Annotated in this window: 19 protein-coding genes and 1 tRNA gene; 14 read left to right on the forward strand and 6 right to left on the reverse strand. The window is 63.2% G+C overall.

Going from position 1 to position 24,634, the window contains the following annotated elements; all coding sequences use genetic code 11:
• Positions 1 to 13: 13 nt before the first annotated feature.
• The gene (locus C7T36_RS16865) at positions 14 to 1,528 is read left to right on the forward strand and encodes an MFS transporter (protein WP_033236086.1); all 1,515 of its coding nucleotides are present in this window, start codon (positions 14 to 16) and stop codon (positions 1,526 to 1,528) included.
• A 57-nt stretch (positions 1,529 to 1,585) separates the two neighbouring features.
• Here the strand turns inward: C7T36_RS16865 and C7T36_RS16870 are convergent, their stop codons facing one another.
• The 4 genes from C7T36_RS16870 to C7T36_RS16885 form a co-directional block, all read right to left on the reverse strand.
• Positions 1,586 to 3,448 (reverse strand): FAD-dependent monooxygenase, encoded by a 1,863-nt coding sequence (locus tag C7T36_RS16870; protein WP_033236136.1) that lies wholly within the window; start codon positions 3,446 to 3,448, stop codon positions 1,586 to 1,588.
• Between the two features lie 2 nt (positions 3,449 to 3,450).
• On the reverse strand, positions 3,451 to 4,761 hold the full coding sequence (locus C7T36_RS16875) for an MFS transporter (RefSeq protein WP_033236087.1): 1,311 nt from the start codon (positions 4,759 to 4,761) through the stop codon (positions 3,451 to 3,453).
• Positions 4,762 to 4,889: 128 nt separating this feature from the next.
• Positions 4,890 to 5,816: a LysR substrate-binding domain-containing protein gene (locus C7T36_RS16880; protein WP_033236088.1), complete on the reverse strand. Its 927-nt coding sequence runs from the start codon at positions 5,814 to 5,816 to the stop codon at positions 4,890 to 4,892.
• An 83-nt stretch (positions 5,817 to 5,899) separates the two neighbouring features.
• Positions 5,900 to 5,975, reverse strand: a tRNA-Arg gene (locus tag C7T36_RS16885).
• A 198-nt stretch (positions 5,976 to 6,173) separates the two neighbouring features.
• Between C7T36_RS16885 and C7T36_RS16890 the strand changes: the two genes are divergently transcribed.
• The gene (locus C7T36_RS16890; protein WP_045071335.1) at positions 6,174 to 8,543 is read left to right on the forward strand and encodes a phosphoketolase; all 2,370 of its coding nucleotides are present in this window, start codon (positions 6,174 to 6,176) and stop codon (positions 8,541 to 8,543) included.
• Positions 8,544 to 8,588: 45 nt separating this feature from the next.
• Here the strand turns inward: C7T36_RS16890 and C7T36_RS16895 are convergent, their stop codons facing one another.
• Positions 8,589 to 9,296 carry a DUF305 domain-containing protein gene (locus C7T36_RS16895; protein WP_375128975.1) on the reverse strand — a complete coding sequence of 236 codons (708 nt, stop codon included), beginning with the start codon at positions 9,294 to 9,296 and terminating at the stop codon, positions 8,589 to 8,591.
• A 1-nt stretch (position 9,297) separates the two neighbouring features.
• Positions 9,298 to 10,125, reverse strand: a complete 828-nt coding sequence (locus tag C7T36_RS16900) for a DUF3105 domain-containing protein (protein ID WP_045071329.1) — start codon at positions 10,123 to 10,125, stop codon at positions 9,298 to 9,300.
• Positions 10,126 to 10,342: 217 nt separating this feature from the next.
• Between C7T36_RS16900 and argS the strand changes: the two genes are divergently transcribed.
• The 12 genes from argS to C7T36_RS16960 all read left to right on the forward strand — a co-directional run bounded on the left by argS (position 10,343) and on the right by C7T36_RS16960 (position 24,476).
• On the forward strand, positions 10,343 to 11,995 hold the full coding sequence (gene argS / locus C7T36_RS16905; protein WP_045071326.1) for an arginine--tRNA ligase: 1,653 nt from the start codon (positions 10,343 to 10,345) through the stop codon (positions 11,993 to 11,995).
• Complete coding sequence (gene lysA, locus C7T36_RS16910) at positions 11,992 to 13,413, forward strand: diaminopimelate decarboxylase (RefSeq protein WP_033236093.1); 1,422 nt, start codon at positions 11,992 to 11,994, stop codon at positions 13,411 to 13,413. Before argS ends, lysA begins: the two co-directional genes overlap by 4 nt.
• Positions 13,410 to 14,723, forward strand: coding sequence for a homoserine dehydrogenase (locus C7T36_RS16915; RefSeq protein ID WP_033236094.1), 1,314 nt, complete (start codon positions 13,410 to 13,412; stop codon positions 14,721 to 14,723). The genes lysA and C7T36_RS16915 overlap by 4 nt, the downstream gene beginning before the upstream one ends.
• Positions 14,720 to 15,802 (forward strand): threonine synthase, encoded by a 1,083-nt coding sequence (gene thrC / locus C7T36_RS16920; protein WP_033236095.1) that lies wholly within the window; start codon positions 14,720 to 14,722, stop codon positions 15,800 to 15,802. The genes C7T36_RS16915 and thrC overlap by 4 nt, the downstream gene beginning before the upstream one ends.
• Positions 15,803 to 15,846: 44 nt before the next feature.
• Positions 15,847 to 16,791: a homoserine kinase gene (gene thrB / locus C7T36_RS16925; RefSeq protein WP_033236137.1), complete on the forward strand. Its 945-nt coding sequence runs from the start codon at positions 15,847 to 15,849 to the stop codon at positions 16,789 to 16,791.
• Between the two features lie 468 nt (positions 16,792 to 17,259).
• Positions 17,260 to 19,410 carry a transcription termination factor Rho gene (gene rho / locus C7T36_RS16930; protein WP_045071324.1) on the forward strand — a complete coding sequence of 717 codons (2,151 nt, stop codon included), beginning with the start codon at positions 17,260 to 17,262 and terminating at the stop codon, positions 19,408 to 19,410.
• 234 nt (positions 19,411 to 19,644) lie between these two features.
• Positions 19,645 to 19,878 (forward strand): 50S ribosomal protein L31, encoded by a 234-nt coding sequence (gene rpmE / locus C7T36_RS16935; RefSeq protein WP_033236138.1) that lies wholly within the window; start codon positions 19,645 to 19,647, stop codon positions 19,876 to 19,878.
• A 148-nt stretch (positions 19,879 to 20,026) separates the two neighbouring features.
• Complete coding sequence (prfA, locus tag C7T36_RS16940) at positions 20,027 to 21,106, forward strand: peptide chain release factor 1 (RefSeq protein ID WP_045071323.1); 1,080 nt, start codon at positions 20,027 to 20,029, stop codon at positions 21,104 to 21,106.
• A gap of 50 nt (positions 21,107 to 21,156) precedes the next feature.
• Entirely contained in the window at positions 21,157 to 22,089 is a 933-nt protein-coding gene (prmC, locus tag C7T36_RS16945) for a peptide chain release factor N(5)-glutamine methyltransferase (protein ID WP_033236098.1), read from the forward strand.
• Entirely contained in the window at positions 22,086 to 22,748 is a 663-nt protein-coding gene (locus C7T36_RS16950) for an L-threonylcarbamoyladenylate synthase (protein ID WP_045071320.1), read from the forward strand. Before prmC ends, C7T36_RS16950 begins: the two co-directional genes overlap by 4 nt.
• 40 nt (positions 22,749 to 22,788) lie before the next feature.
• Positions 22,789 to 23,973 carry a glycosyltransferase family 4 protein gene (locus tag C7T36_RS16955; protein ID WP_033236100.1) on the forward strand — a complete coding sequence of 395 codons (1,185 nt, stop codon included), beginning with the start codon at positions 22,789 to 22,791 and terminating at the stop codon, positions 23,971 to 23,973.
• Positions 23,974 to 23,996: 23 nt separating this feature from the next.
• The gene (locus C7T36_RS16960) at positions 23,997 to 24,476 is read left to right on the forward strand and encodes a glycine zipper family protein (protein ID WP_033236101.1); all 480 of its coding nucleotides are present in this window, start codon (positions 23,997 to 23,999) and stop codon (positions 24,474 to 24,476) included.
• The last annotated feature ends 158 nt before the right edge of the window (positions 24,477 to 24,634 follow it).

Below are 24,634 nucleotides of genomic sequence, written 5' to 3' on the forward strand. Positions count from 1 at the left end.
TATTCTCGCTGACGTGACTTGCACAGACTCGACACTCAAACCATTCGATTCGCCGAAATCCCCGGGTTCTACGGAATCCACGGATCCGGCCACAGGGGAGGGTTGGTCCCTCAAGCTGTGGGGCATCCTCGCGGTGCTCTGCCTCGTGTTGTTCCTCGACGGTCTCGATGTGTCGATGGTGGGCGTCGCTCTACCGTCCATCGGCGATGAACTGGGCCTTTCCACTACTTCGCTGCAGTGGATCATCAACGGCTACGTCCTCGGATTCGGCGGACTGCTGCTACTGGGTGGACGCACCGCCGACCTCCTCGGGCGTAGGAAGGTCTTCCTGATCGCTCTCACCGTGTTCGCAATCGCCTCGCTGGTCGGTGGCCTCGTCGACAACGGAACACTGCTGATCGCATCACGATTCGTGAAGGGACTCGCTGCCGCGTTCACCGCTCCGACCGCGATGTCCATCCTCACCACGACGTTCAAAGAAGGTCCGGCCCGTAACCGGGCGCTGTCCGTGTTCTCGGTATTCGGTGCCAGCGGCTACTCGTCCGGACTGATTCTCGGCGGGCTGTTGACCAGCGCCGGTTGGAGATTCACGTTCCTGATGCCGGTGCCCTTCGCTGTCATCGCGCTGATCGGTGGGTACTTCCTCATTCCGCGGGACCGTCCCGCGGACAACGGCGGACACGACCTGGTTGGCGCCGTCACGTTGGTGACGGGAATGCTGCTCACGGTCTACACGATGGTCTCGGCTCCGACTCGTGGTTGGGCGCACCCGATGACCTTGGGGTCGTTTGCCGTGGCAGCGGTGCTCTTGGCGACGTTCTTCGTCGTGGAGAAGAAGGTGGCGCACCCGCTTGTGCGCCTTGGACTTCTGCGCGTCGGCAGCATCGTCCGCGCGAATCTCGCCATCATCGCGCTCTTCGGGTCCTATCTGAGCTTCCAGTTCATGATGACGATCTTCCTGCAGTCCGCCCTCGGCTGGTCGCCCCTGAAGATGGCAATGGCACTGCTCCCCGCCGGCATCATCGTTGCCTTCGGTTCGCCGTTTGTCGGACGGTTGGTCGACCTGTACGGCAGTGCCACACTCATCATCGCGGCACTGACGTCGCTGAGCGTCGGGTACCTCTGGTTCCTGTTTGCCGGGAGTGATTCACCGTCGTACGTCGTGGCAATTCTGCCCAGCGTCATTCTGCTCGGCCTTGGATTTGCCTTGGGCTACACCTCGATCATGGCTCAGGCAACCTCTGGCGTCGACGACTCGGAGCAAGGTTTGGCCTCGGGTCTGGTGAACACGTCGGCTCAGGTCGGTGCGGCCCTTGTGCTGGCACTGACGACGGCCCTGGTCACCGCTGGCTCGCACACCGCGACTGGCGCGGGGACTGCCGGGTTCCAACAGTTCCATCCCGGACTGATCCTGGTTACCGGCGTTGCGCTGGTGGGCTTGGCCATCACCGTTTCGCCCTTGGTGCGGGGAAGATCGGTACGTGGAAAGCGCACCGATGCGGAGAAGGAGTTGACGCCCGTCTCCTAGTAAAAAAGTTCAGCCGCGCAGGAGAATTCCTGCGCGGCTGAACGTGTGAATCGTGGACTAGCGGGAAGCGGACCCAAGAGCACTGTCGAAGTCGGCAGTGCTCGCCTGCGAACCGAGGATCATGGCCAGGCGCACCAACATGCCTTCACGATCAGCCGGCTCGGCCTGATCGAGTGCGTTGGAGAGTGCCAACCACACGTGCTCACGACGGGCATCGTCTCCGACCGCTGCAGCTGTCACGGACACTGCCGCGTCGAAGTGGGTCGGCGCAGTTCCGGCGGTGAGATGCTTGGCTACATCGCCCAATTGTGCGGGATCGCTGATCCGGCACAGAACCAAACCGTCGGGGCGGATGACGAAGATCTCGCCGACGCGAGCACCGAGGGCGGAAGCAAGGTCACCGCTAGCGTCGTCGACCGTGGCATCGGCACCGCCCACGGTGATTACCCGCACGGTTTCCGGTGCAAGTGCGCGAGCAAGAACGTCGGCCTGCGCGGCGAGTTCGGAAGCCAATTCAGCCGACAGGCCGAAGGCCAGCACACCGAATCCCGTACCGCGCAAACGATTCAAGGAGGTTTCCGAGCCGCCCGCCGAGACCTCGACGATCCTGTCTTCGAGCGGATCGCCGGGCAGGACGCCTTGGGTGCCGGGAGTGGTTGGCCACGTCAGCGGTGAGAGGTGGGCGTGTGTTGCGCTCGACTGGCGCGGATTGATCAGGTGCGCGAATTCGCCTCGAGTGGTGGCGAGTTCGAGCACCGCGTCGCGAGTGGTTCGGTGTCCGTGGCTACCCGGGGACATGATGAGCGTCGACTTGCCTGCATTGTCGACGTTCTGCTGCCACGCGCTGCGACGTTCCGTCGAGTACGCGTCGAGGATGGCGGTATCGGACGCTCCGTTGATGACGGAGGCCAACTGCCACACCAGGGTTTCGGCGTCTTCCATGCCGGAGTTGAGGCCACGAACACCGAAGATAGGGACGAGATGCGCTGCGTCGCCGGCAAACAGCACGCGGCCGTGCGTGAAATCTTCCAAGGCCAGTGCATGAGCGCGGTAGAAACCGAACCATTCGAGGGTCCACGGGATGTCGCTCTGCAGCCATTCGAGGTGGCGCGTGATGCGGTCGCGGATGCGATCTTCCTGCGTCTCCGCCTCGGGATCGTCCGACGCGTCGAGTTGGTAGTCGATGCGCCAGATGTCACGCGGCTGGCGGTGCATGATGATCGTGGAACCCGGGTTGCTCGGCGCGTCGAACCACACCAGACGCTCGGCCGGTAGTTCCGATTCCCAATGAATGTCCGCGATGACGTAGTTGCCCTCGTAGCTGTTGCCCTGCAGGCGGATTCCGCTGAGTTCGCGCATCTTGCTACGGCCACCGTCGGCGGCAACGACCCAGGCGGCACGGAGTTCGCGAGTTCCGAACGCGGTGTCGACGGTCAACGTCACCTCGTCGTCGCCGGCCGCGATGCCCGCGATCGACGACGACCAGTGGAAGTTCACGAGGGGGTGAGCGAGCAGCTTGTCCGTCATGATCTGCTCGAACTCGGATTGCGACACGTTGACCATGGGGCCGCGCGCATCGTGATCGGCGGAGGCCATGCGGAAGTGCAGCACTTCCTGATCACGGTAGTAGCTCCGGCCACCCACCCACGGCAGAACGATGTCTTCGAGTTCGGCGCCGAAGCCGAGACGCTCGGCAACTTCGAGGCTGTGCCGCGACACGCAGATTGCGCGGCTGCCGAACGAAACCTGATCTGCCGCTTCGAGAATTGTGACGGGAATGCCGCGCTGGGCCAAGCCCATGGCAACGCCCATGCCGACGGGGCCGGCGCCGACGATCACTACCGGGAGCGCGTCGGCCGACGGAGCCAGGGACGCAAAATCCTCGGCGGCGTACTTCTTCGGATGAAAGTAAGTCGACATGATCACGAGGCTTTCTGTGCGGCAGAAGGTTCGGGGAGCAACAGGATCGAGACGAGGCTGATCACGGCGATTCCCACGAAGTAGACGGTGATGGCGAGCGACGTGCCGAATCCGGCAAAGAGTGCGGTGGCGATCATCGGGGCCAGGCCGCCGCCGAGGATGGCACCGATCTGGTAGCCGAGCGACGCTCCGCTGTAGCGGATGTGGGCGGGGAACAGTTCGGCGAACAGCGCGGATTGTGGGCCGGCGCAGCAGCCGAGCGTGAAGCCAAGGCCGATCATCGCAAACAACATCGCCGGGATGATCGCGGTGTCCATGAGCGGGAAGAATGCTGCCGCGGCGACGACCAACGCGATGGAGCTACGGATGTAGACGGTTCGGCGTCCGATCGAGTCCGACTTGTGCGCGCTGAATGCCATTCCGGCCATCCAGAAGGGGCAGGACGCGATGAGCAGGAACAGCATCGTGGTCTTGCTGAATCCGAGTTCCTTCTCGCCGTACTTGAGGACGTACACCATGTACGCGTACGCGATTCCGTTGGTGGCGATGAAGGTGCCACCGGCGAGCAGCACGGTCTTCCAGTGCTTGGTCAGCACCTCGAGGATCGGCAGTGTCTCCGCAGGAGCGTCGTCCTTGGACGCGGTGAACTCGTCACTTTCCTCGAGTCCGAGTCGAATCCACATCGCGACGCCCACCAGAACAGCGCTGAGCAGGAACGGAATTCGCCAACCCCAGGAGTTGAAGGTGCTGTCGTCCATGAACGCGGCGAGCGGCAGGTACACGAGGTTGGCCATCAGCACACCGGCCGGCACGCCGATCTGCGGCGCCGCGCCGTAGAGGCCCTTCTTGCCTTCTGGTGCATTTTCGGTCGCAACCAGGACTGCTCCACCCCATTCGCCGCCGACGCCCAGGCCCTGGATGAAGCGGAATGTCACGAGGAGGACGGGCGCAAAGACGCCGATAGAGTCGTAATTCGGCAGCAGGCCGATGGCAACGGTCGCGCCGCCCATCAGGAGCAGCGAGAGTACGAGCATGGACTTGCGTCCGATGCGGTCGCCGAAATGTCCCATCACGATTCCGCCGATGGGGCGCGCGATGAATCCTACGGCGAGTGTCGCGAAGGCGGCCAAGGTTCCGGCGAGTTCGGACGTGCCGGGGAAGAACTGCGTGCCGAGTACAAGCGCCGCAGCGGTGCCGTAGATGAAGAAGTCGTACCACTCGATGGCGGTGCCGACAAAGCTGCCGAGGGCGGCTTTGCGCGCTTTGGCGCTCGCGGCAGCGCGCACCGTATGCGGCGTGGCGGTGGAGGTCATGAATTGCCTTTCGACATGAATATCGCTTGAAGACACAATGACGCGCGCCACAACACTTGAAAAGCTAAAGAATTGGAGGTTCTTCCACGGAAAAATGATGGAAGGAGAGATTTGTCCTGGTCGGGTCGTTATTGGCGATCGTCCTGCTGTGAAACGAATTCTATAAAACTTCGTGCCACTCGACTGAGGCGTGCGTCCTGGTGCCAGGCGAGCACTACGTCCACCGAAGGAACTGCAGGCGATCCGATCGTTTTCACGACTACCTCGAGGCCCTCGTACGTAATGTCCATCTTCGGGCGTTGGAGCAGGAGCGTCCAGCCGAGACCGCGCCCGACAAAGGCTCGCGCCGTCTCGAAGTTCCCGGTTCGGTAGGCAACGTCCGGGACGAACCCGCCGAGGCGACACACGTCGAGTGCGTGTTTGGTGCTCGGTGGCGCGTTGAGGAGGACCATCGGAAACTTGGCGAGATCAGGGAGATGAATGGGGTTCTCCGATTGCGCCAACGGGTGCTCGGCGCCCAAGACGATCAGAGGTTGTCGGGTGGTCAACGGAATCGTGCGCAGTTCCGACGAGAGATCCAGGTCGTACGCGATCGCAAGATCCAACTCGCCGTTTTCCAGATGGGTCTGCAGTCGGTTCTGGTTGTCCTCGCGAAACTCCACCTGTGTTGCCGGGTAGGTGCGTGTGAAGCCGGCGATCATCGACGGCAGAATTGTCGGCCCCAATGCGGGGTAGCACCCGATCGCAATGGGCCCGGAAACGGTGCCGGCAGTTCCGAGTGCGTCGGACTCGAGTTCGTCGGCCTGTTGCAGGAGGGCGCGTGCGCGCACCAGAACGGATTCGCCGGTGCGAGTGAGTTGTACGCCGAATGATCGACGACGAACGCACAGTTGAACTTTCAGGGCGCGTTCGAGTTCGGTGATGGACGCTGACAGTGCCGAGGGGGAGAGGTGCATGAGATCGGCGGCAGCGGTGATGGTTCCGGTCTCTGCTACCGCCACAAACGCGGCAAGCTGACGCATCGTGTAGGTCGGGGCAGAATCGCGGCGCGGCATGCTGCCAACGGTAGTCGCTGAGAAATGAGGCCCGAAAAATGTGGCACCGAGACGCGCAGCCGGTAAGAAAACCTGCGCTGTCGTGGTGCCCCCGGCAGGATTCGAACCTGCGGCCTTTCGCTCCGGAGGCGAACGCTCTATCCCCTGAGCTACGGGGGCGCACCGATAAAAATCGGTGTGCCGACTTGGGCTGCGTTAGCGTAGCGCATCACACCCGTATGTGGTCAAACCGGCCCCACATAAGAATGCGTCGAGCGTCGGTAACTAAGACATCCGTGCGGTTTGCACCTAGGCTCGCCTCTGGGCACAGGTTCGGGCGGACCGCTCGGGCACCCTCGTGAAGTACGGGAGTCGACGATGACCGATCATCAGTATTCCGACGACGATCTCGAGCTGGACCTGCAGTGGTGGGCAGCCGCGAACTATCTGACCGTCGCGCAGATTTACCTGCAGGACAACACTTTGCTGCGAGAACCGTTGCAAGCGAAGCACATCAAACCCCGACTGCTCGGGCATTGGGGAACCAGTCCGGGTTTGTCGATGATCTACACGTTGCTGAATCGGCATATCGTTGCCACCGACGCGGATTGGCTGTACGTGACGGGGCCCGGACACGGCGGACCGGCATTGGTCGCGTCGACGTACCTGGAAGGGACGTACTCGGAGATCTATCCCGACGTACCGGCGGACGGTGAGGGCATTCATCGGATGTGCCGACGGTTCTCGGCTCCGGGCGGTGTGCCGAGTCACGTCAGCGTGCAGACTCCCGGCAGCATTCACGAAGGTGGCGAGTTGGGGTACGCGCTCGCACACGCGGCGGGCGCCGCGTTCGACCATCCGGACTTGTTGGTGGCATGTGTCATCGGTGACGGTGAGGCGGAAACGGGTCCGTTGTCGGGATCGTGGAAACTCCCGGCCTTCCTCAATCCGCGTCGCGATGGAGCGGTGCTGCCGATCCTGCACGTCAACGGCGCCAAGATTGCGGGACCGACGGTGTACGGGCGCAGCAGCGACGAGGATGTCAAGGCGTTTCTCAGCGGTCAGGGGTGGGATCCCGTTGTTGTGTCCGGAGATTATCCCGGTGCGGTCTTCCCGCAGTTGTACCGAGCAATAGTCAATGCTCACAACACGATTCGTGATCGGCAGGCGAAGGCGCGCGGCGGCGAGGAGTGGTCGGGTAAATGGCCGGCGATTGTCCTGCGCACGCCCAAGGGGTGGACAGGGCCGCACACGGTTGACGGGAAATTGGTGGAAGGTACCCACTGGGCGCATCAAGTGCCGCTGTCGGGAGTGCGCACCAACGAAGCGCATCTGCGCCAACTCGAAGAGTGGATGCGTTCCTACCGGCCGGACGAGTTGTTCGACGCTAACGGATCATTGCGACCCGACCTGGCCGCGTTGGCCCCTGCCGGCGACAAGCGGATGGGTAGCACGCCGTACGCCAACGGTGGGCGCCTGCGCGTCGACCTTCCCGTGCCGGCCCTCGAGAAGTACGCGCTGCCCATCGAATCGCCGGGTTCGACGTTCCACGAGACCACCAGGGTGCTCGGGGAATTGCTCCGAGACGTCTACGCCGCCACCGAAACCGACGACGGCGGCGGAATCTTCCGACTCTTCTGTCCGGACGAGACGTCGAGTAACCGACTCGGCGCCGTCTTCGAGACAACCGAGCGCTGTTGGCAATTGCCGATCACCGAATTCGACGACGGACTCTCCACAGACGGACGAGTCATGGAAGTGCTCAGCGAGCACCTGTGTGAGGGTTGGCTCGAAGGCTATCTGTTGTCCGGCCGGCACGGAATGTTCGCCAGCTACGAGGCCTTTGCGATGGTGAGCGTCTCGATGCTCATCCAGCACGCCAAATGGCTCCAACATGCAGTCGAATTGCCGTGGCGCGCTCCGGTGGCGTCGCTCAACGTACTGCTCACAAGTACGTGTTGGCGTAACGATCACAACGGTTTCAGCCATCAGGGCCCGGGAATGATCGACGCCGTGATTCCTTTGGCGCCCAGTGTTATCCGTGTGTGGCTGCCGCCGGACTCCAACACGTTGCTGTCGATTTCGGATCACTGCCTGCGCAGCACTGATCACGTGAATCTGATCGTCGTCGACAAGCAGCCACATCTGCAGTACCTCACACTCGAGCAGGCACACGCGCACTGCGCTGCCGGTGCTTCGGTGTGGGAGTGGGCGGGAACGGAAGTTCACGGCGAAGAGCCGGATGTTGTGCTCGCGGCAGCGGGAGACGTTCCGACACAAGAAATTCTTGCCGCCGCCCAACTGCTCCGAGAGCACACTCCGGACCTACGGGTGCGGGTGGTCAACGTCGTCGACCTCATGGCGTTGCTGACGCCGACCGAGCACCCACACGGATTCGGTGAGCGAATCTTCCTCGATCTGTTCACCGCGCAGACCGACGTCGTGTTCGCGTTCCACGGCTACTCCCGCGCAATTCACGAGCTCATGCACGGGCGGCCGTCGCCGGAGCGTTTCCACGTTCGGGGATTCAGTGAACAAGGAACTACCACAACACCGTTCGACATGGTCGTGCTCAACAAAATGAGCCGCTACCACCTGGTGATCGAGGCACTACGACGCTCGAAGCGGCGAACGGCCGGATCTCCGGAGCTGGCCGAATTCTGTCGGTCGCAGCTGGAGAAGCATTCCCGCTACATCGTCGAACACCTCGAGGACATGCCGGAAATAGAAAACTGGACCTGGTCCTGAAGTAGATCAGGACCAGGCCCAGTTCGGGTCTGGAAAAGAGCCGGATTAATTCATCGGCAGTGGAGCGGCTCCGCGCGCGGCCAGCATGCTGGTCATCAGTGCGGACTCGCTTTGCTGCGTGTCGACCATCGTCTGTGCCAGGGACCGCACAGGGCCCTCGGTGGCATCGGCTGCGGCGTACTCCATCATCGGGAGTCCGCCCTCGTGGTGACGCAACATCAGCTGCAGGAACAGGACGTCGAGTTCGGTGCCGGACGCGGCGCGCAGTGCGGCCAGGTCCTCGGGTGACGCCATGCCAGGCATGGTGTCGACCGGGCTCGAATGATCCATGTCCATCGTGCTCGAGGTCCCGTGCGAACTGTGCCCGGACGAGTCGGACGACATCCACTCCATGTACGGGCCGACCTTGCTGAGGGGTTGGTCCCACATCGTCAGCCAGGCCTGCATCTGGCCGAGCTGATTCTGCTGCGTGGTCAAGATGTCGTAGGCCAACGTGCGTACGTCGTTGTCGGTGGACTTCGTCAGCGCGATGGATGCCATGTCGACGGCCTGGCTGTGATGCACGCTCATGTCCTGCGCAAAGCCCACATCGACGGAGTCCGATGCCGGGACAGTCAGTGAGGACTCGGCGTCGGGACCCAACATGTTGGTGAGCGCACCAAGGGCGAAGCCGATTGCGATAGCGCCGATCAACCCGATGATCAGCAGCGCGGTGCGCTGACTGGGCTTCGACGGCTGGTCGGTGTCTGGCACGTTATCCACCCGCGGGAATCTGCTCGTCGGTAGCTGCCGTGGTGCCTGCGCCGTCCATCGGAACGGCGTCGGGGCCCGGAGCGGTGGGATCGAACGGTGACGTTTCCGGACTGAACAGCGGGTTGGAGCAGCTGGCGCCGACCTCGGGGTAGGTGTTCGGGTTCTGGTTCAGCGCGGTGATGAACTGGTCGATGCGCTCGTCGTCGGCGTTGTCGACTTCGAGGCGATGGCCCCACGACTGGAGCGAGATGGGGCTGCTCTGGCCCGGGTACGGCGACATCAGCATGTAGGACTTGCCGTTGACGCGTGTCGCCAAGCTGTCGATCTGGTCCTGGTCGACAAGATCGGGGTTGTACGAGATCCAGATTGCGCCGTGCTCGAGGGAGTGGACTGCGTTCTCGGTCCGGATCGGGTCCGCGTACACGGTGCCGGTGCAGTTCGCCCACGTGGAGTCGTGCGGTCCACCGAACGGCGGGGTCTGGTCGTAGGCGACGCGCTGCGTGGCCTCGACGTGCTGACCGGCCGGGTACTCGATCTTGAGGACACCGTCGATCTTGTCGGACGGATCCTTGTTCTCGGAGCTGTACTTATAGGGCTCCAGCGCCTGCTGCTCCTCGACCTTCGGCCACAAGTTGACGGCGAGCACTGCAATCAGTGCAAGCACGAGCGCACCGGCGCCGATCGTCAGCCACGGGATCTGGCGAGGGGCGGGAACGCCTCCCTTGCCTTTCTTGGCCGGACGGCCACCCTTGTTGGCAGCCTTGATGGCTTTGGCTGATTTGGCCCCGGATTTATTATTGGGACCGCGACTATCCGAACCGCTTGGCATCGATTGGGCTCTTTCGGTGTGTGGGCAAATATGCAGCAGACCCTCCCGTCGGACGTACGTGACGGTAGCTCGGGCATTACCACTGTACTTTCCGAGTCTGAGGGCAATCTGGGAGAGTGGCGTGCGACACGCCCAAATCGGTCGTCAGCCTACCCGCAGGCGGCCCGGCGCGAGGCGAGTCTCCACCTCGAGTGTGCAGGCAATAAGATGAATACCTGTGACTCCAGCTGACCTTGCCGAACTGCTCCGCGGAACCGCTGCGAGCGTCCTAGCCGAACGCGGCCTCGACGTCTCGGTGCTCCCAGAAACCTTGACAGTCGAGCGTCCTCGCAACCCCGAGCACGGCGACTACGCCACCAACATTGCCATGCAGGTAGCCAAGAAGGTCGGCACGAATCCGCGCGAGCTGGCGGGCTGGCTTGCCGAAGCGCTGACCGCAGCCAACGGAATCGAATCCGCCGAGATCGCCGGACCTGGCTTCCTCAACATCCGGCTGGACAAGGACGCCCAGGGCGCGATCGTCGTATCGGTTCTCGAAGCCGGTCCGTCGTACGGCTCGGGCGATTCCCTCGCCGGCAAGAAGATCAACCTCGAATTTGTCTCCGCCAACCCCACCGGACCGATTCACCTCGGTGGAACCCGTTGGGCCGCAGTCGGAGACGCGCTCGGACGCATCCTGTCCGCGCAGGGCGGCCTGGTCACACGTGAGTACTACTTCAACGACCACGGCGCCCAGATCGACCGCTTCTCGCGTTCGCTGATCGCCGCGGCCAAGGGCGAACCGGCACCCGAGGACGGCTACGCCGGCGCCTACATCGCCGACATCGCTCGGACCGTCATGGAGCAGCGCCCGGACGTCATGGACCTGCCTGCCGACGAGCAGCAGGAAACCTTCCGCGCCATCGGCGTCGATCTGATGTTCACGCACATCAAGCAGACGCTCCACGACTTCGGTGTCGACTTCGACGTGTACTTCCACGAGAACTCGCTCTTCGAATCCGGCGCAGTCGAAAAGGCAGTCGAGTCCCTGAAAAGCTCGGGCAACCTGTTCCACGAGGACGGTGCCTGGTGGCTCAAGAGCACCGACTACGGCGACGACAAGGACCGCGTTGTCATCAAGAGCGACGGCAACGCTGCCTACATTGCCGGTGACATTGCTTACTTCCAGGACAAGCGCGCCCGCGGCTTCGATCTGTGCATCTACATGCTCGGCGCCGATCACCATGGATACATCGGTCGGCTCAAGGCCGCCGCTGCCGCGTTCGGTGACGACCCGGACACCGTCGAGGTCCTGATCGGACAGATGGTCAACCTCGTCAAGGACGGCTCCGCCGTCAAGATGAGCAAGCGCGCAGGCACCGTCATCACCCTCGACGACCTGGTCGAAGCCATCGGCGTCGACGCGTCGCGTTACGTCATGATCCGCTCGTCCGTCGACTCCAGCATCGACATCGACCTCGATCTCTGGACCAAGACCAGCAGCGAGAACCCGGTCTACTACGTCCAGTACGCGCATGCCCGCCTCTCCGCGATCGCCCGCAACGCCGCAGACCTCGGACTTTCCGCCGACGCGAGCCACCTCGCCCTGCTCACGGTCGAGCAGGAGGGCGATCTCATTCGCACGATCGGCGAATACCCTCGCGTCGTGTCCAGTGCAGCGAACCTGCGTGAGCCCCACCGTATTGCTCGCTACCTCGAAGAACTCGCGGGTGCGTACCACCGCTTCTACGGCGCGTGCCGCATCCTTCCGCAAGGCGACGAAGACGCAACCGACGTGCACCGCGCGCGTCTGGCACTCTGCGCCGCCACCAGGCAGGTCCTGGCCAACGGCCTCGAACTGCTCGGCGTCACAGCACCGGAGCAGATGTGAACGCGCACCCCGCCGGCCCCAAGCATGCCGAGCAGTTGCAGGCCCCCGGTCTGCCCGACCGTCCCACCAGTCCCGAGGCTTTCGGTGAACTCTCGCCGCAGGTGTGGCCGCGCAACGCGGCTCGCGGCGACGACGGCGAAGTAACCCTGGCAGGTGTCAAGGTCAGCGAGCTTGCCGAGAAGTACGGCACGCCGCTGTTTGTCATCGACGAAGACGATTTCCGTTCACGCTGCCGCGACATGGCGCGAGCGTTCGGCCCGGATGCCAAGGTGCATTACGCATCCAAGGCATTCCTGTGTGGTGAGATCGCACGCTGGGTTGCCGACGAAGGTCTGTCACTCGACGTGTGCTCCGGTGGCGAATTGGCAATCGCACTGCACGCCGATTTCCCGGCCGAGCGAATTGCCATGCACGGCAACAACAAGTCCGTCGCCGAGCTGACGGCCGGTGTTGCTGCTGGTGTCGGTCACGTCGTCCTCGACTCTGCAGTCGAGATCGAACGCCTCAACCGCGTCGCCGGTGAGGCCGGAGTTGTCCAGGACGTGCTGATCCGCCTGACCGTCGGCGTCGAAGCGCACACCCACGAATTCATCTCCACCGCACACGAAGATCAGAAGTTCGGATTCTCGTTGGCCGGGGGAGCGGCAATCGACGCAGTGCGCCGCGTCTTCGCCGCCGACAACCTGCGCCTCGTCGGACTGCACAGCCACATCGGCTCGCAGATCTTCGACGTCGACGGCTTCGAGGTGGCAGCCCATCGCGTCATCGGGCTGCTTCGCGACGTCGTCGCGGAGTTCGGCGTCGAGAAGACCAAGCAGATCTCGATAATCGACCTCGGTGGCGGCATGGGAATTTCGTACATCCCGTCCGACGACCCGCCGCCCGTCGACGAACTCGCAGCCAAGCTCGGCCACATCGTGCGCAACGAATCGGCACTGGCCGGACTGCCCGAGCCGACACTGGCCGTCGAACCCGGCCGCGCCATCGCCGGACCAGGCACGGTGACGCTCTACGAGGTCGGCACCATCAAGGACGTCACGGTGGGCAGCGCACTGACACGCCGCTACATCAGCGTCGACGGCGGCATGAGCGACAACATCCGCACATCGCTCTACGGTGCGGAGTACGAAGCCAAGTTGGTCTCACGTACATCCGAGGCCGATCCTGTTGTTGCACGTGTTGTCGGAAAGCACTGTGAATCCGGTGACGTCGTCATTCGGGACACCTGGATGCCCGAGGACGTCGGACCTGGTGATTTACTTGCGGTAGCAGCGACCGGTGCATACTGCTATTCGATGTCGAGCAGGTACAACCTGCTCACCCGCCCAGCCGTGGTGGCGGTGCGTGACGGAGTTTCACGCGTGATTCTGCGGAGGGAAACAGTGGAAGATCTGCTCAGCTTGGAGGTATCGCAGTGACGAGCCAATCGGCGCATCGCGCTATCGGTGTGGCCGTTCTCGGCCTCGGTAACGTCGGAAGTGAAGTCGTCCGCATCATTCGTGAGCAGGCCGAGGAGCTCGAAGCTCGCGTCGGCGCTCCGTTGGAGCTGCGGGGAGTTGCCGTTCGTCGTATCGGCTCCGACCGCGGTATTCCCGAGGACATGCAGACGACGGATGCAGAATCTCTCGTCGCCCGCGAGGACGTGGACATCGTCGTCGAGGTGATCGGCGGAATCGAGCTGCCGCGAAAGCTGATCCTCTCGTCGCTCAATTCGGGCAAGTCCGTCGTCACCGCCAACAAGGCGTTGCTCGCGGACCACACCGGTGAATTGGCGGAGGCAGCCGAAGCGAACTCGGTCGACCTGTACTTCGAGGCGGCTGTCGCCGGCGCGATCCCGGTCATCCGCCCGCTGACGCAGTCGCTCGCAGGCGACCGGGTCAACAAGGTTGCCGGAATCGTGAACGGCACCACCAACTTCATCCTCTCCGCGATGGCCGAAACGGGCGCGGACTACGAGGAAACCCTCGCCGAAGCCGGCCGCCTCGGATACGCGGAAGCCGATCCGACCGCAGACGTCGAAGGCTACGACGCCGCAGCAAAGGCCGCGATCCTCGCGTCCATCGCGTTCCACACCCGCGTCACCGCCGCCGACGTGTACCGCGAAGGAATCTCCACCATCACCTCCGCGGACCTGGCGTCGGCGAAGGCACTCGACTGCACGATCAAGCTGCTCTCGATCTGCGAGCGAATCGTCACGCCCAAGGGCAAGGAACGGATCTCCGCGCGGGTCTACCCAGCGCTTGTTCCGCTCACTCACCCGCTCGCCACCGTCAACGGCGCATTCAATGCCGTTGTCGTGGAAGCGGAAAACGCCGGCCGACTCATGTTCTACGGCCAGGGCGCAGGCGGCGCTCCCACCGCTTCCGCGGTGATGGGTGATCTCGTGATGGCGGCGCGCAACAAGGTTCACGGTGGCCGCGGCCCCCGCGAATCCAAGTACGCCAAGCTCAAGGTCGCTCCGATGGGCGACATCCTCACGCGCTACTACGTGAACATGGAGGTGGCGGACAAGGAAGGCGTGCTGTCCGCAGTCGCCGCCGAGTTCGCCAAGCACGGCGTGAGCATCTCCGTCGTCCGTCAGGAAGGTGCCGGCGCCGGCGCCCGCCTGGTGGTCGTCACTCATGTAGCAACCGACGCGGCTCTCTCCGAAACCGTGGCGGCCCTCAACGAACTCGAATTCGTCACCGCTGTGACCAGCGTGCTGCGACTGGAAGGCACTGAACAATGACCGGCATCGTCAATCCCGTCCACAAAGCTTGGCCGGGACTCATCGAGGCATACCGGGATCGTCTGGCAATCGGCGACAACTGGAAGACCGTCACCCTGCGTGAGGGCGGCACCCCGCTCCTGCCGGCCGGTCATCTCTCCGAAATCACCGGTTGCGACGTCTACCTCAAGGTCGAGGGCCTCAACCCCACCGGTTCGTTCAAGGACCGCGGCATGACGATGGCCGTCACCGACGCCCTCGCTCGTGGCCAGCGCGCCGTGCTCTGCGCCTCCACCGGCAACACCTCTGCCTCGGCTGCCGCGTACGCCGCCAAGGCCGGAATGACCTGCGCTGTCCTGATCCCGCAGGGCAAGATCGCCATGGGCAAGCTCGCTCAGGCAGTCATGCACGGCGCCAAGATCATTCAGGTCCAGGGTAACTTCGACGACTGCCTCGAGCTGGCACGCAAGACCACTGCGGAGTTCCCGACCATCGGTCTCGTCAACTCTGTGAACCCGGTACGCATCGAAGGCCAGAAGACCGCGGCATTCGAAATCATGGACGTCCTGGGCAAGGCTCCCGACGTTCACGCACTCCCGGTCGGAAACGCCGGAAACATCACGGCGTACTGGCGCGGATACTCCGAGTACTACGCGGACGGTCTGACCACGGTCAGGCCCCGCATGCTCGGCGTGCAGGCAGCCGGAGCCGCACCGCTGGTCAACGGTGCGCCCGTCAAGGATCCCGAGACCATCGCCACCGCAATCCGGATCGGTTCTCCCGCATCCTGGAACGGCGCTGTCGCGGCCAAGGAAGAGTCGAACGGCGCATTCCGCGCCGCAACCGACGAGAAGATCCTCGAGGCCTACCGTCTGATCGCTGCCACCGAAGGCGTTTTCGTGGAGCCGGCGTCGGCAGCGAGCGTTGCCGGGCTCCTCGCAGCCCGCGCCGAAGGATGGCTGGAGCCCGGACTGACCGTCGTGTGCACCGTGACCGGTAACGGCCTCAAGGATCCCGATACCGCTCTGAAGGGCATGCCGAACGTCGAGCCCATCGGTGTTGATCCCGTTGCCGTTGCGGCTGCCCTCGAGCTTGCATAGTGTCCGTGGACTCGTCAACCACTCCGCGGAATCCGGTATCTGACATGACCAGAACCCTGCCTGTCGGTATTTCGGTGACCGCACGCGTCCCGGCCTCGAGTGCAAACTTGGGGCCGGGGTTCGACACCCTCGGCTTGGCTCTGGGGTTGTACGACGAAATCGTGGTCACCACAACGGATTCCGGCCTGAATATCCAGGTCGAAGGTGAGGGTGCCGCAGACGTGCCCTGGGGCCCTTCGCATCTGGTCGTTCGGGCCATCGAGCGCGGACTCGAAGCTGCCGGTGTGTGGGCCAGTGGCCTGGATGTGCTGTGCCGCAACGTGATCCCGCATTCGCGTGGGCTCGGTTCGTCCGCGTCGGCGGCAGTGGGCGGACTTGCTGCCGCAAACGGATTGGCCCGTGCACTCGACGCCGAGATCGGCCTTACCGACGAGCAGTTGGTCCAGTTGTCCTCCGAGTTCGAAGGGCACCCGGACAATGCGTCGGCGAGTGTCCTGGGCGGCGCAGTGGTGTCGTGGAGTTGCCCGTCCATCGTTGATGGCGACGAGCCGATCTACTCGGCCGCAAAACTCGACGTTCATCCCGATATCCGTGCAGTAGCACTGGTTCCGGAAGAACGATCCTCCACCGCGCACACCCGCGGACTGCTTCCCGAGATGGTTCCGCACCAGGATGCGTCGTTCAACGCAAGCCGCAGCGCTCTGGCCGTCGTCGCCCTGACGACGCGTCCGGATCTGTTGATGGCAGCCACCGAAGATCGTCTGCATCAGAGCCAGCGCGCGCCCGCGTTGCCGTTGACAACACGATGGATCTCGATTCTTCGTGAGGCCGGTATCGCGGCTACCGTTTCCGGCGCAGGCCCCACCGTGCTCGCGCTGAGCACGGAACCGTTGCCCGAGCAGTTGGCTGAGGCGGCGCGAGCCGACGGTCTCCGAGTTCTCGAACTCGAGATTGCTTCCGGTGTCGAGGTTCGTCCGACCCTGGACTGAGTTGGCTCCCGCCCGGTTGCCAGGGAAGTGAAGTGACACACGCGGGTTTCGGATAATCTTGCCGGACTCGTGGATCGGCGCTATCCTGGCAATGTCCGTACATCGTGCGCGTCAGTCGCCGGTGCATCATCAAGGGGCCAAACTCCTACCCAGTCGGGAATTGGGGTCCACAATCCTTGACGTGATCCTCGCACTTGTACCTTCTCGGGAAGGTCTGAATCCTCGACGGCACAATCCGTCGATGTTTCGTCAGTCGCGGCAGGTGTGCGACAGCATGTCGGTTTGAAACAGGGGCGGTTCGAGCACCGGTTTCCGACGGCCATGTTGATGACGGGCAAGCCGGTAGTTCTTGACATGCAACTCTCGACATGCAACTAAGTACGGCACCTCCGAGTTCGGTAATCAATCGAAACTTCGGGACGAACCCTCGACTCTGCGCCGCGCAAGTGAGGGAAGGAAAGGACCTCCGTGACCGATACGGACCTCATCGCCACCACTGCACCCAAGGCGAATTCCGCTGGGGCGCAGTCAGGCGACAATTCTCAGGCGTCATCTTCAGCACCCAGTGGTGCGGTGGCGACCTCCACGAAGCGTGCCGACGCACGTCGTGGCGCCGGGCTCTCCGGCATGGTGCTCACCGAACTGCGCAGTCTTGCCGGTGAACTGGGCATCAAGGGCACTTCCGGGATGCGCAAGGGCGACTTGATCGCCGCGATCAAGGAACGTCAGGGCGGCAGCGCCAAGGCGGCACCCGCTCAGAGTGAACTCACGCTCGACGACGCACCGGTTGCCCGCACACGCGCCAAGAGCACTCGCGCCGCGCGCACCGAAACTGCCGAAGCTCCGGCTCCTGTCGAAGCTCCCGCAGCCGAGCCCGCCGCAGCAGCACCAGCCACGCGTACCGACACGTCCGAAGAAGCCGAGGCGGGAGCCCCTCGTCGTGGCCGTCAGCGTCGCGGCGCTGCACGTCGCGCCGGTTCACCCGACCAGGGCGAGCTGAACATCGAGCAGGAGTCGGCACCGGCCGCTGTAGCACCGGCAACTGAAGCACCCGTCGAGCGTAAGCAGAACGAGCGCGCCGAGACCCGGACCGATTCCGAACAGTCCGGCTCTGCCGAGCAGACCACCGAGCGTCCCCGCCGCGAGCGCAACAACCGCGACAACCAGGGACAGCGCGACAACCAGGGACAGCGCGACAACCAGGGACAGCGCGACAACCAAGGTCAGCGCGACAACCAGGGCCAGCGCGGTAACCAGGATCGTCAAGATCGTCAGGATCGCGGAAATCAGAGCAATGCCGGCCAGAACAACGCCGGCCCTCGCACTGACAACCGCAACAACGGTCCGGACGACGACGAAGAGGGTGGCCGCGGACGTCGCGGACGCCGCTTCCGTGAGCGTCGTGGCCGTGGCCGCGAACGCGGCGAGGGCGGTGCACCCAGCGAGTCACGCGAGACCGAGATCCGCGAGGACGACGTCCTGCAGCCGGTAGCCGGCATCCTCGACGTACTCGACAACTACGCGTTCGTGCGTACGTCGGGATACCTCGCCGGACCCAACGACGTCTACGTCTCCATGAATCTGATCCGCAAGAACGGTCTGCGCCGCGGCGACGCCATCACCGGTGCTGTCCGGGTCTCCCGTGACGGCGACCAGAGCAATCAGCGTCAGAAGTTCAACCCGCTGGTGCGTATCGACACCGTCAACGGTGGTGATGTCGAGGCTGCGAAGAAGCGTCCCGAGTTCAACAAGCTCACGCCGCTCTACCCGAACCAGCGTCTGCGTCTCGAGACCGAGCAGAACATTCTGACGACGCGTGTCATCGACCTGGTGATGCCCATCGGTAAGGGCCAGCGCGCCCTGATCGTGAGCCCGCCCAAGGCCGGTAAGACCAGCGTGTTGCAGGCGATCGCCAACGCCATCGCGACCAACAACCCGGAGTGCTACCTCATGGTCGTCCTCGTGGACGAGCGTCCCGAGGAAGTGACCGACATGCAGCGAAGCGTGAAGGGCGAGGTTATCTCCTCGACCTTCGACCGCCCGCCGGGAGACCACACCTCGGTCGCCGAGCTCGCCATCGAGCGCGCAAAGCGTCTCGTGGAAATGGGCAAGGACGTCGTGGTTCTGCTCGACTCGATCACTCGATTGGGTCGTGCGTACAACAACTCGTCGCCCGCGTCGGGACGCATCCTCTCCGGTGGTGTCGACTCCACGGCTCTGTACCCGCCGAAGCGTTTCCTCGGTGCTGCCCGCAACATCGAGCACGGTGGCTCGCTCACCATCATCGCTACCGCGATGGTCGAGACCGGATCCACCGGCGACACCGTGATCTTCGAAGAGTTCAAGGGCACCGGCAACGCCGAGCTCAAGCTCGATCGCAAGATCGCCGAACGTCGTGTGTTCCCGGCTGTGGACGTCAACCCGTCCGGTACGCGTAAGGACGAGCTGCTCCTGAGCCCCGACGAAGCCGCTGTGCTGCACAAGCTGCGTCGTGTGCTGTCCGGGCTGGACTCGCATCAGGCCATCGATCTGCTGATCGACCGTCTGAAGAAGAGCAAGAACAACCTCGAGTTCCTGATGCAGGTCTCCAAGACCGCACCGGGCGCAATCGACGACTGATCTTCGGTCACGAAAGAAGAACCCCACAGCCGATTTGGCTGTGGGGTTTTTCCGTCTGTGGAACAAACTGACGGGGGAGTGCGTTATGGAATTCGTACAGCCCACTTCCTTCAGAAAGTTCAGACGCGGATTACCGGCTCTACCACCACGTCTGGCATACTGAACGGCCGAGTCCGGTTCCGGTTCACGATGTCGATCGGCGACGTCGACCCGGCGACCATTGAAAGGGACACCATGAAGGCAGGAATCCACCCAACCTACGTAGCGACCACCGTCGTTTGCGGTTGCGGTAACACGTTCGAGACTCACAGCACCAAAGAGTCCGGACGCATCAACGTCGAGGTTTGCTCGCAGTGCCATCCCTTCTACACGGGCAAGCAGAAGATTCTCGACACCGGTGGACGCGTTGCTCGCTTCGAGGCTCGCTACGGCAAGCGCGCAGACAGCAAGGTTCAGACCGAAGACTAGCTGTTCCGCCGACGCCCGATTTGCCATGTGCAGATCGGGCGTCGGCTTTTTTGTGCCTGCACTCGGTTTTGCGCGTTTCCCGGGTAGTAGCGTCGAATTATCTGTAAGCGCGCACCGTAGGAAACGAAAACTCAGAGCGGAGCGAACCATGGCAGGCGCAACCAAGCCCTCGGCCATCGACGACATCCTGGCAGAACATGCCGGTCTCGAAGCGCAGATGTCCGACCCGGCGCTGCACAACGATCCGACGGCGGCCCGCCGCGTCGGAAAGCGGTTCGCCGAGCTCTCGCCCATCATGTCGACGTACAACAAGCTCACTGCTGCGCAGGACGATCTGGAAGCCGCGCGTGAACTCGCTGCCGACGATTCCAGCTTTGCCGCGGAGATTCCGGACCTCGAGGCCGAGGTCGCACAGCTCGAGCAGACGCTGACCGATCAACTTGCCCCGCGTGATCCCCACGACGGCGACGACGTCGTTCTCGAAGTGAAGTCGGGTGAAGGCGGCGAAGAGTCCGCACTCTTTGCGTCCGACCTGGCCCGAATGTACGTCCGCTACGCGGAACGTCACGGCTGGCGCGTCGAAATCCTGGATGCGACGGTCTCCGATCTCGGTGGATACAAAGAAGCAACCATTTCGATCAAGAGTAAGTCCGATACCCCAGACGGCGTATGGGCACGACTCAAGTTCGAGGGCGGCGTTCACCGCGTCCAGCGCGTGCCCGTCACGGAATCGCAGGGACGCGTGCATACTTCCGCCGCCGGTGTCCTGGTGTACCCGGAACCCGAAGAGGTCGAACAGGTTCAGATCGACGAGGGTGACCTGCGCATCGACGTCTACCGTTCGTCCGGCAAGGGTGGCCAGGGCGTCAACACCACCGACTCCGCGGTACGAATCACTCACCTGCCCACCGGAATTGTGGTCACGTGCCAGAACGAACGCTCGCAGCTTCAGAACAAGGCCCGCGCCATGCAGGTGCTGGCTGCTCGTCTGCAGGTTGTCGCGGAGGAAGCCGCAGACGCGGAAGCGTCCGCCGGACGCCAGAGCCAGGTCAGGACCGTCGACCGCTCGGAACGTATCCGCACCTACAACTTTCCCGAGAACCGCATCACCGATCACCGCATCGGATTCAAGTCGCACAACCTCGACGCCGTTCTCGACGGAGAGCTTGATCCGCTCCTCGACGCACTGGGCAAGGCGGACCGCGAGGCCCGCCTCGCAGCCGAATAGGCGGGCGACATGACAACTCGTGAATTTCTCAGGCGTGGCAGGCTGTACGCGTGAGCAGACTCCCACTCCGTTTGGCGCTGATCGAGGCAGCCAAAGAGCTCGACGCGGCCGGCGTACCCAGCCCACGCAATGATGTCGAACTGCTGGCGTCACATCTGCTCGGGGTAGAGCGCACCCGCCTAGGCCTGATTCCGTTGGTCGACCCCGAGGTGATCGAGGCGTTCAACGGCATGGTGGCGCAGCGCGCGAAACGAATCCCGTTGCAGCACATCATCGGCAGCGCGTCGATGGGCAATATCGACGTTGCCGTGGGTCCGGGTGTGTTCATCCCGCGGCCCGAAACCGAGTTGCTGATGGGCTGGGCACTCTCGTTCCTCGAAGGATGCGGCAGTAGGCCTCCGGTTGTCCTGGACCTGTGCACCGGCTCGGGCGTGCTTGCGCTGTCCATCGCCGAGGCAAGACCGGACGCTGTGGTGCATGCCGTGGAGAAAGAGCCCGCCGCGCTGGCGTGGGCGCGTCGCAACGCCGCGGACCGTGAAACAGCGGGGGACACCCCGATTCATCTTCATCAAGGTGATGTCACCGATCGCAATCTGCTGCAGGCTCTCGAAGGCAAAGTCGACCTCGTCGTCTCCAACCCGCCGTACATTCCCGAAGGGGCGCAGCTGCAGCCCGAGGTCATGGATTACGACCCGCACACGGCTCTCTTCGGTGGTCCGGACGGTTTGTCCGTCATCAAACCCATGATCAGCAACATCGCACGCTGGCTGCGGATCGGCGGCGCCGCCGGGATCGAGCACGACGACACCAACGGCGACGGCGTCGCGGCACTGTTCTCCGGTCGACGGGTGTTCGGCGAAGTGGAGCAGCATCCGGACCTGGCCGGTCGCCCCCGTTTTGTTGTCGCGAGACGCGTCGCCACCGACGTGGAAGCCCAGCGTGAGCGAGACCACGGAATGCCGAGTGACAGGATGGTCCAGTGAGCACCGTTTACGACTGTAGTGAAATTGATACCCGTACGGCAGGTCTAGCTGCCGCTAAGAATGCACTCAAAGCCGGCCGCTTGGTTGTCCTTCCGACAGACACGTTGTACGGATTGGCTGCTGATGCGTTCGACAGCGAGGCCGTCACGAGCCTCCTCCGTGCCAAGGGGCGCGGCCGGGACATGCCGGTTCCCGTTCTGGTCGGATCCTGGAACACCATCGACGGACTCGTCTACAGCGTCCGTCCGCAGGCACGCGATCTCGTTCGCGCATTCTGGCCGGGCGGGCTGAGTCTGGTTGTCGAACAAGCACCCTCACTGGCCTGGGATCTCGGCGATACGCGGGGAACGGTCATGCTTCGCATGCCGTTGCACCCCGTCGCATTGGAATTGCTGCGCGACGTCGGACCGCTTGCCGTCTCGAGCGCCAACATCTCCGGACGTCCACCGGCCACCACGGTCGACGAGGCTCGCGATCAGCTAGGCGGCTCGGCCAGCGTCTACCTCGACGGCGGACCGGCAGCACACGCGGTGGCGTCGACGATCGTGGATCTGACCGCCGACTCGCCCCGTATTCTGCGAGTCGGCGCCGTGTCAGCGGAAGATATCGCAGACGTGTTGGGCACCACGCCGGAAAGCCTTGTAGAGGGAGTTTCGTAACGATGGTCGGTGCCCGCCAGAACACGGGTGATTCTCCCCAGTGATCACGACGCACCAGGCCACCGAAATCCTTGCGCAGTCCAGCGGGGGAACGGGCGTACCGATCCGAGAACTCCTGCTGGTTCTGTGCACCGCTGCTGTGGTCACCTATCTGGCTACCGGCGCAGTGCGGATCCTGGCCATTCGCTTCGGAGCGGTGGCGATACCGCGCGACCGTGACGTCCACGTTCAGCCGACGCCTCGTCTCGGTGGTGTCGGAATGTATGTGGGTTTGGCTGCCGGGCTACTCTTCGCGCAGCAATTGCCTGCTCTGACACGAGGATTCGAGTTCGACAGTCATGACGTTCAAGCGGCGCTGGTGTCCGGCGGTGTCATAGTCCTGGTGGGGATCATCGACGACAAGTGGGGACTCGACGCCCTCACGAAGTTCGTCGGTCAGGTGACTGCTGCCGGAATCATGGTGGTGATGGGCGTCAGTTGGTTCATCATCTACAACCCGTTCGGTGACGGTGGATCGACCATCATTCTCGACCAGATCCAATCGGGCCTGTTCACGGTTGCCGTTGCCGTCGCAACTATCAACGCCATGAATTTCGTCGACGGTCTCGACGGTCTGGCGGCGGGACTCGGCCTTATTGCCGCGGTCGCGATCCTCCTCTTCTCGATCGGACTCCTGCACGATCAGGGCGGTGATGTCAGCGTGTACCCGCCGGCGATGATCGCCGCTGCTCTCGCCGGAGCGTGCCTCGGATTTCTGCCGCACAATTTCAATCCGGCACGGATATTCATGGGTGATTCCGGATCCATGCTGATCGGACTCATGCTTGCCGCGATTTCGACGTCCGCGTCCGGCCGGATTCCGCTGACGGCCTACGGCACGCGCGATCTTGTCGGTCTCCTCGCGCCGTTGCTGCTGGTCAGTGCTGTGATGTTCATCCCCATGCTGGACATGCTGCTTGCGGTCATCCGCCGCACGAGGGCAGGTGTGAGCCCGTTCAGTCCGGACAAGATGCATCTGCATCACCGGTTGCTGCAGATCGGTCACACCCATCGCCGAGTTGTGCTGGTCATCTACTCGTGGGTGGGGGTTCTTGCGTTCGGCGCTGTGGGATCTTCGCTGCTGGATCGACAGTTGGTTGTTGTCCTCGTGGCGGCCGGGTTACTTGCGGCATTCCTGTTCACCGCGATCCCGTCACTGCGCGATCGCCGGCAGGAGCGAGGGTAGGGAACTTTTCCGATCCATTACCCTTGAGCATCGTGACGAACACCCCGCAATCAGTGCCGGCATCGCAGCCCATTCCCGATTCGACCGCAGCAATGCGCTCCGCAGTGAAGTGGGGCGTGATCGGACTGGTTGTGCTGACCATTGTCGGTTCACTGCTCGGGTGGCTGATCGGCGGTAAGGAAGGCCTGTACGGCGCGCTTCTCGGCGCCGCCGTCGGCGGTGGGTTCATTCTCTTCACCGCACTGGGCGTTCTTCTCACGTCGAAGCTGCCGGCACTGACCGCTGGTGCAGTTCTTCTCGGGACCTGGTTGCTCAAGATGATCCTGGCAATTGTGGTGCTCGCGATTCTGAAACCGCTCGACTTCTATGACAAGACGTCGTTGGTACTGGTCATGGTATTTGCGTTGGTTATCGTCCTCGGGGCGGAAACATACGGTGTTCTCGGAACCAAGACGCCGTACGTGGACCCCACCCCGAGCGCCCCGGTCAACGACGAAGAGTAGTACTACAAATCGTAACGAACCGCCCCTTCAGGTACCCCATCTACACAATGTCGTAGATGACTTGGTAGGGTCAGCGTCAAGCGAGAGCAAAGGCAGGCTAGGTAACCCTCAGCCGACGATGCCATGTGCTCGCAGGTGGCCGATATTCTGGGCCACTG

The sequence above is a fragment of the Rhodococcus sp. AD45-ID genome, assembly GCF_003023755.1.
Taxonomy (GTDB): domain Bacteria; phylum Actinomycetota; class Actinomycetes; order Mycobacteriales; family Mycobacteriaceae; genus Rhodococcus_F; species Rhodococcus_F globerula.

Excerpts from the sequence above, each read along its gene's own strand:
- thrB (WP_033236137.1), top strand. The coding sequence starts at position 15,847 with ATGACCAGAACCCTGCCTGTCGGTATTTCGGTGACCGCACGCGTCCCG.
- prfA (WP_045071323.1), top strand. The coding sequence starts at position 20,027 with ATGGCAGGCGCAACCAAGCCCTCGGCCATCGACGACATCCTGGCAGAA.
- C7T36_RS16880 (WP_033236088.1), bottom strand. The coding sequence starts at position 5,816 with ATGCCGCGCCGCGATTCTGCCCCGACCTACACGATGCGTCAGCTTGCC.
- C7T36_RS16890 (WP_045071335.1), top strand. The coding sequence starts at position 6,174 with ATGACCGATCATCAGTATTCCGACGACGATCTCGAGCTGGACCTGCAG.
- C7T36_RS16900 (WP_045071329.1), bottom strand. The coding sequence starts at position 10,125 with ATGCCAAGCGGTTCGGATAGTCGCGGTCCCAATAATAAATCCGGGGCC.
- C7T36_RS16870 (WP_033236136.1), bottom strand. The coding sequence starts at position 3,448 with ATGTCGACTTACTTTCATCCGAAGAAGTACGCCGCCGAGGATTTTGCG.
- thrC (WP_033236095.1), top strand. The coding sequence starts at position 14,720 with ATGACCGGCATCGTCAATCCCGTCCACAAAGCTTGGCCGGGACTCATC.
- C7T36_RS16875 (WP_033236087.1), bottom strand. The coding sequence starts at position 4,761 with ATGACCTCCACCGCCACGCCGCATACGGTGCGCGCTGCCGCGAGCGCC.
- rpmE (WP_033236138.1), top strand. The coding sequence starts at position 19,645 with ATGAAGGCAGGAATCCACCCAACCTACGTAGCGACCACCGTCGTTTGC.